Source organism: Sphingomonas pollutisoli, from assembly GCF_029167165.1.
Taxonomy (GTDB): Bacteria; Pseudomonadota; Alphaproteobacteria; order Sphingomonadales; family Sphingomonadaceae; genus Sphingomonas; species Sphingomonas pollutisoli.
Genome location: NZ_JARFNJ010000072.1, coordinates 1 through 516 on the forward strand (window position 1 = coordinate 1; position 516 = coordinate 516).

General features: G+C 52.9%; 1 protein-coding gene. It reads left to right on the plus strand.

The features are described 5' to 3' along the window. The coding region (locus PX554_RS26610) for an ATP-binding protein (protein ID WP_275505054.1) at positions 1 to 209 on the plus strand (209 nt) is incomplete at its 5' end. Between the last annotated feature and the right edge of the window lie 307 nt (positions 210 to 516).

The following is a 516-nucleotide window of genomic DNA, read 5'->3' on the forward strand; positions in this document are numbered from 1 at the left end:
TTTACGAACGCACCAGCGTAGTAATCACCACCAACCTGAGCTTCAGCGAATGGGCCAGCGTGTTTGGTGATGCCAAGATGACCACGGCCCTGCTGGACCGCCTGACCCATCACTGCCATATTCTGGAAACAGGCAACGACAGCTACCGCTTCAAGCACAGCAGTGCAGTCCAACAACCGCCCATGAAGAAGGAGAGAAACAAAACCTGATCCACATCTTGAGCCTTGCGGCTCAAGTCAAAGGGTGGGTCAGTTTGAGATGGAAATGGCGGGTCAGTTATGCGTGGAAATTAACAGTCAAGGGTATCGCAGGAATGACGTTTCTTGATAACCGGGACCGGCGGGTGCGGGACGAGACAGCGAAAAATCTGATTGTCAGTCGCGTAGGAGCTCCGCTCATGAGCAAGTTGGCCAATACGCCATTGGCAAAGATGAAGATGCCGATGAGCCAGGCAGGAAAAATGAGCGCGCTGTGCAACAGCGATGCGGCCATGAAAGTTTTCATGCGCGATAAAAC